Raw genomic sequence first — 6,577 nt, 5'->3', positions numbered from 1 at the left:
GGTTCGTCAGCAGTCTGAGCCTCGCAATTGCGAGGCTTTTTGCTTTGGAGACGGCCGGCCTTGCCGACTGGCCGCCGCAACACGTCAGGTGCCCGGATCGCTGGCGTCCGCGCTGGTAATGCGCGGCTGGTCGCCGCCGTTGTCCAGCCACGTGCGCAGGCGCGTCGCGTCCGCGAAGCGCGAGTACTTGCCCGACGAATCGAGCAGAACCAGGACCATCGGGCGGCCATGGATGGTCGCTTGCATCACGAGGCACTCACCCGCTTCGTTGATGAAACCGGTCTTCTGCAGACCGATGTCCCACGTCGGGTTGCGCACCAGCGCGTTGGTGCTGTTGTAAGCCAGCGTGCGCTTGCCGGTGTACACCTCATAGCTGTGATCGGTCGAGAACTTGCGGATCAGCGGATATTGATACGCCGCGTTGACCATCTTCACGAGGTCACGCGCGCTCGACACGTTCTGGCTCGTCAGACCCGTCGAGTTTTCGAAGTGCGTGTCGGTCATGCCGAGCTGCCTCGCCTTCGCGTTCATCGCCGCAAGGAACGCCGGCCGGCCGCCCGGGTAGTAACGCGACAGTGCCGCGGCGGCACGGTTTTCCGACGCCATCAGCGCGATATGCAGCATGTCTTCACGCGAGAGCACCGAGCCCACCGACAGCCGCGAGTGGGTGTTCTTCTCGTAGTCGCGGTCTTCGTCGGTGACTTCGATCTGGTCGGTCATCTGCTCTTTCGAATCGAGCACCACCATCGCCGTCATCAGCTTGGTGATCGACGCGATCGGTACCACTGCTCGCGAGTTCTTGTCGAACAGCGGCTCACCGGTGTTCTGATCGATCACATACGCGACGCTCGAGCGCAGCATCAATGCATCCGGCGTTTCGTGCAGGCCAAAAGCCTGTCCAACGCTCGGTTGACGCGGCTCGAACGCGACTCGGCGCATCACCGCGTGGTGACGGCCGTTCGACGTGAAGCTCACGCGCTTGCGCTTGACACTGGCGCGCGGCGCATCGTCTTCCGCGGCGGCCACGGTCTTCGCAGCCGCGCCCTTGACGGCCTTCGCCGACTTGTCCGACACCTTGGCGGTATCAGCGGCGGCCGGCTTGTGCGTGGCTTTGGTGTGTTTCGAGGTTTTTGCAGTTGCGGCAGGCGTGGCGGCAAAAGTGCTGACAGGCGTGGCAATCGCCGCCGCGACGGCCAGCGAGACGGCCATCGACAGGGCGGTGCTGCGGGCCGCGCCGTGGAGCACTTTTAGCGACGAAAACATGTCGGTTTTCATGGGTGTTCGATAGGGAGCGGCGAGAGTTTTTCCGCAAGTGTAGTAAAACAACGAAAAATTAGCAATTTGAAGCACTTATGAGCGCTCTTTAAACCAGCTTATAAGCTCCGATCGCAAAAACGCGAATAAGTGCCGCGCGCCGATCGAAAAAAACGATCGTCAGCGCGTCAGGCCTCACCATTGCCGCCGCGCGCGCGAGGAATCGAGGAGATTCTTGCAGCATAACGGCAATTTCGAGACAACCTTGATGAGGGGAAATACTGTTAGAGCGACAGCGGCCGGTGCGTCCGCCACTGCAACAGGAAGTCGCCGGAGTGCCGCGACCAGCCTGTTAAAAACCTGCTGCAAACCAGCGCGCGTTCGACCGCCATGCGGCATTAACGTTCCGTGACAGTTTCTGGTTTACATGAAATCCGCCAATCACCTAGCTTTTTACCACGTATCGTGCTCTGGCCGCTGGCACCGGTTCAGGCGGTAAAAATTGTCCTGACAGACCGGCAATGCCTGGCATTTTTTGCTGCACCGACGCGATCGGGACGTCAAAATTCGATGGCGTCATATTAATGTCATGCCTACTGCATAACGTATTGTTTTATCAACAGTTTCTTAAACTTGTGCAACGCACAAAAAACACTTGACATTCATCGCGACCATCCTAAAATAGGAACTATTGCTGCGATGCACAATACATCGCGGTCCGGAGGGGCGCTTCACCGCGCCTCCCCACCCACCCAATGCGGTCCGCACAGACAGACCGCGATCCAGGAGCGTAAACCATGACTCTGCTGACCCCTGAGCAATTCGCCGCAGCCCAGAAAGCCAACTTCGACACGCTGTTCGGCCTGACGACCAAAGCATTTGAAGGCCTCGAAAAGCTGGTTGAGCTGAACCTGCAAGTCGTGAAGTCGACGCTCGCCGAAAGCCAGGAAAATACCCAACGCGCGCTGTCGGTGAAGGACGCGCAAGAACTGCTGGCGCTGCAGGCAAACCTCGCACAGCCGGTGGCTGAAAAGGCGCTGTCGTACGGCCGTCACGTGTACGAAATCGTCTCGGCAACGCACGGCGAATTCACCCGCGTCGCCGAAGCACAATTCGAAGAGCAGAACCGCAAGGTCCAGTCGCTCGTCGAAAACGTCGCGAAGAATGCGCCGGCCGGTTCGGAAACCGCTGTCGCCGTGATGAAGTCGGCCATCACCGCCGCCAACACCACGTACGAAACGGTCCACAAGGCGACCAAGCAAGCCGTCGAAATCGCCGAAAGCAACTTCAATGCAGCCGCTACCGCCGCATCGAAGGCAGCTTCGCAAGCCGCTGCGCAAGCATCGCGCTCGGCCAAGAAGGCAGTCTAAGCTACAGGCAAGCAGCACCTCGAATATCACTGCAGGCATCACCTCGCGCCGGCACAGCTCACGCGCTGTGCCGGCGTTACCGCAAGCAATAGCGTCGTGCCGTTGCCGCTCGCACGGTTTGATTGGCCCAACGCTCCGATACGTTGAATAACGTATCGTTTGCCCGGCGCAAGGCCGGGATTTTTTTGCGGCCGATCTTCTTTCGGTCGGCTAACGCGTGGTGAGGCTGTGTGTGGCGTCGTGCATCGACGCAAGCTCAGCGCCCTGCGCTGCTTCTCGCGACCACACAAAAAAACGGCGCGCCCCTCACAGGGCGCGCCGTTTTTTTGCCTTTGCCTCAGGCTCTTCGAGCCCGCCTGCATGCAGACGGGCCGAATAGCATTACTTCTTCTTCTGCGGCGGCAAGTCGGTACAGACGCCTTCATACAACTCGGCGGCCATGCCGATCGATTCGCCGAGCGTCGGATGCGGATGGATCGTCTTGCCGATGTCCGTTGCATCCGCGCCCATCTCTACCGCGAGACAGATTTCGCTGATCAGGTCGCCCGCATTCAGACCGACGATCCCGCCGCCGATCACGCGATGCGTCTCCTCGTCGAACAGCAGCTTCGTGAAGCCTTCTTCGCGGCCATTGGCGATCGCGCGGCCCGACGCGGCCCACGGGAACACTGCTTTGCCGTACTTGATGCCGCCCGCCTTCAACTCGTCTTCCGTCTTGCCGGCCCACGCCACTTCCGGATCGGTATAAGCCACCGACGGAATCTGCAGCGCGTCGAAGTACGCCTTCTCGCCGTGTGCGGCTTCGGCGGCAACGTGGCCTTCGTGCACCGCCTTGTGCGCGAGCATCGGCTGGCCGACGATATCGCCGATCGCGAAAATATGCGGCACGTTGGTGCGCATCTGCTTGTCGACGTCGATGAAGCCGCGCTGCGTGACCGCGACGCCGGCCTTGTCCGCGCCGATTCTGTTGCCGTTCGGCGTGCGGCCGACCGCCACCAGCACGAGGTCGTAGCGCTGCGCTTCGGCCGGTGCCTGTTCGCCTTCGAACGACACGTAGATGCCGTCTTCTTTGGCTTCGGCCGCGGCGCTTTTGGTCTTCAGCATGACGTTCGCGAAACGCTTGCTGTTGTACTTCTCCCAGACCTTGACCAGATCGCGGTCCGCGCCGGCCATCAGAACGTCGAGCATTTCGACCACGTCGATCTTCGCGCCGAGCGTCGCGTACACCGTCGCCATTTCCAGACCGATGATGCCGCCGCCGATCACCAGCATGCGTTGCGGAATCTGCCGCAGTTCCAGCGCGCCGGTCGAATCGACCACCCGCGGGTCTTCCGGAATGAACGGCAGCTTCACCGCTTCCGAGCCCGCGGCGATGATCGCCTGTTTGAACTTGACGACCTTCTTGCCGCCTTCGGTCTGCACTTCCATGTGATGCGGGTCGACGAACGAGCCGGTACCCGTCACCACTTCGACCTTGCGCATCTTGGCCATGCCCGCGAGACCGCCGGTCAGCTTCTTGACGACACCCGACTTGAAGTCGCGCAGTTTGTCGAGATCGATCTGCGGCTTGCCGAACGAGATGCCGTGCGCGGCGAGTTCTTCGGCTTCGTCGATGACGAGCGCCGTGTGCAGCAGCGCTTTCGACGGAATGCAGCCAACGTTCAGACAGACGCCGCCGAGCGTCGAATAACGCTCGACCAGCACCGTCTTCATGCCGAGATCGGCCGAACGGAACGCGGCCGAATAGCCGCCGGGGCCCGAGCCGAGCACGAGCATGTCGCACTCGATATCCGCGCTGCCGGAGAAGCTGCCGGCTTGCGGAGCAGCGGCTTTCGAACCTTCGGCAGCCTGCGGCGCCGGAGCGGGCGCGGCTTGCGCCGGCACCTTCTCGGCTTGCTGAGGCGCGGCTTTCGCGGGAGCCGCTTCCGCCGATGCCTCGACGAGCGCGATCACCGTGCCTTGCGAAACCTTGTCGCCGGCTTTGATGCGTACTTCCTTGACCGTGCCTGCGGTATCGCTCGGCACTTCCATCGAGGCCTTATCGGACTCGAGCGTCATCAGCGACTGTTCTTTTTCGATGACATCGCCCGGCTTGATGTTGACTTCGATGACATCGACGTCCTTGAAGTCACCGATATCCGGTACTTTTACTTCGACGAGACTCATGGTGTCCCCTTCTCTTATTGATCGGCGATGAGCTGCGCGCAAAGAGCGCAAACAGGAAGACGCGGATAACCCAGGCGACCCGCGTCTCCAGCAGAAACCTCAGCAACCGGTCAAAGAATCACACGCCGGAAATCGGCAAGAATCGCACCCAGATAGGCATTGAAGCGCGCCGCTTCCGCCCCGTCGATCACACGATGGTCGTACGACAGGGACAGCGGCAGTGTCAGGCGCGGCACGAACTGCTTGCCGTCCCACACCGGCTTCATCGCACCACGCGACAGACCGAGAATGGCGACTTCAGGCGCGTTGATGATCGGCGTGAAATGCGTGCCACCAATCCCGCCCAGCGACGAGATCGAGAAGCAGCCACCCTGCATCTGGTCCGGCTTGAGCTTGCCCTCGCGTGCGGCCTTCGACAGCTCGGCCATTTCCTTCGCGATCTCGACCAGACCTTTCTTGTCCGCATCGCGAATCACCGGCACCATCAGACCGTTCGGCGTATCGGCGGCGAAGCCCACGTGGTAGTACTGCTTGAACACGAGGTTGTCGCCGTCGAGGCTCGCGTTGAAGGTCGGGAATTTCTTCAGGGCCGACACCACCGCCTTGATCACGAACGCCAGCATCGTGATCTTCACGCCGGCCTTTTCGTTTTCCTTGTTCAACTGCACGCGCAGCGCTTCGAGTTCGGTGATGTCCGCTTCGTCGTTGTTCGTGACATGCGGAATCATCACCCAGTTGCGATGCAGGTTCGCGCCGGAAATCTTCTTGATGCGCGACAGCGGCTTCGGATCGATCGGTCCGAACTTCGTGAAGTCGACCTTCGGCCACGGCAGCAGATTCAGCTCGCCACCACCGGCAGCCGGTGCCGCCGCGCCAGCCGGCGCAGCACGCTGACCGGTCATCACACCCTTGATGAACGCGGTCACGTCGGCTTGCGTAATGCGGCCCTTCGGTCCGGTGCCCTGCACCTGGGTCACGTCCACGCCGAGTTCACGCGCGAACTTGCGCACCGACGGCGACGCATGACTCGGACGGCGCGAGCCGCCTTCGCCAGCCGGGATCAGCGGCGCCTGCGCGAGCGCCGACGGCGCGCCTGCCGGCGCGAGCGACGGTGCCACCGGCGCGTCGGACGGCTTCTCGAGCGCTTCCTTCTTCGCGGCCGGCGCGGCAGCCGGCGCAGCGGCAGCGGCGCCTTCCGCTTCCACGACGACGATCACCGAGCCTTCCGATACGGTGTCGCCAACCTTGACCTTCACTTCCTTGACGACGCCGGCCGCCGAGCTCGGCACGTCCATGGTCGCCTTGTCGGATTCGAGCGTCACCAGCGACTGCTCTTTCTCGACGCGATCGCCGACCTTCACCGCGACTTCGATCACGGGAATGTCTTTGTAGTCGCCGATATCCGGCACTTTGACTTCTTGCAGACCACCGCCGCTCGCAGCAGGCGCCGCAGCTGGTGCCGGTGCGGGTGCAGCAGCCGGTGCAGCGGCAGGCGCCGGAGCAGGTGCAGCAGCCGGAGCAGCTGCAGCCGCGCCGCCAGCGGCACCATCCAGCACGACGATCAGCGAACCTTCCGAGACGTTGTCGCCGACCTTGACCTTCACTTCCTTGACCACGCCGGCCGCCGAACTCGGCACGTCCATGGTCGCCTTGTCGGACTCCAGCGTAACGAGCGATTGCTCTTTCTCGACGGTGTCACCCGCCTTCACCAGCACCTCGATCACAGGGATGTCCTTGTAATCGCCGATGTCCGGCACCTTGACTTCGATCGCTTGACTCATTGTTAG

General features: G+C 61.9%; 4 protein-coding genes. 1 reads left to right on the top strand and 3 read right to left on the bottom strand.

The window, feature by feature from the left end:
- Positions 1-84: 84 nt before the first annotated feature.
- Entirely contained in the window at positions 85-1,275 is a 1,191-nt protein-coding gene (gene pbpG, locus BN2475_RS20815) for a D-alanyl-D-alanine endopeptidase (protein WP_094781390.1), read from the bottom strand.
- Positions 1,276-2,051: 776 nt separating this feature from the next.
- Here pbpG and BN2475_RS20810 point away from each other — a divergent pair.
- Positions 2,052-2,624 carry a phasin family protein gene (locus BN2475_RS20810; RefSeq protein ID WP_094781389.1) on the top strand — a complete coding sequence of 191 codons (573 nt, stop codon included), beginning with the start codon at positions 2,052-2,054 and terminating at the stop codon, positions 2,622-2,624.
- Positions 2,625-3,005: 381 nt separating this feature from the next.
- On the opposite strand, the gene lpdA is transcribed toward BN2475_RS20810, so the two are convergent.
- Both lpdA and aceF read right to left on the bottom strand, forming a co-directional pair.
- Positions 3,006-4,790: a dihydrolipoyl dehydrogenase gene (gene lpdA, locus BN2475_RS20805; protein ID WP_094781388.1), complete on the bottom strand. Its 1,785-nt coding sequence runs from the start codon at positions 4,788-4,790 to the stop codon at positions 3,006-3,008.
- A gap of 110 nt (positions 4,791-4,900) precedes the next feature.
- Entirely contained in the window at positions 4,901-6,571 is a 1,671-nt protein-coding gene (gene aceF, locus BN2475_RS20800; protein WP_094781387.1) for a dihydrolipoyllysine-residue acetyltransferase, read from the bottom strand.
- Between the last annotated feature and the right edge of the window lie 6 nt (positions 6,572-6,577).

It is taken from the genome of Paraburkholderia ribeironis, assembly GCF_900019265.1.
GTDB lineage: Bacteria > Pseudomonadota > Gammaproteobacteria > Burkholderiales > Burkholderiaceae > Paraburkholderia > Paraburkholderia ribeironis.
This window is presented reverse-complemented; position numbering and strand designations above follow the sequence as displayed.

What these genes read in the sequence shown, in the direction of transcription:
- pbpG (WP_094781390.1), bottom strand. Translation starts at nt 1,275, where the DNA reads ATGAAAACCGACATGTTTTCGTCGCTAAAAGTGCTCCACGGCGCGGCC.
- BN2475_RS20810 (WP_094781389.1), top strand. Translation starts at nt 2,052, where the DNA reads ATGACTCTGCTGACCCCTGAGCAATTCGCCGCAGCCCAGAAAGCCAAC.
- lpdA (WP_094781388.1), bottom strand. Translation starts at nt 4,790, where the DNA reads ATGAGTCTCGTCGAAGTAAAAGTACCGGATATCGGTGACTTCAAGGAC.
- aceF (WP_094781387.1), bottom strand. Translation starts at nt 6,571, where the DNA reads ATGAGTCAAGCGATCGAAGTCAAGGTGCCGGACATCGGCGATTACAAG.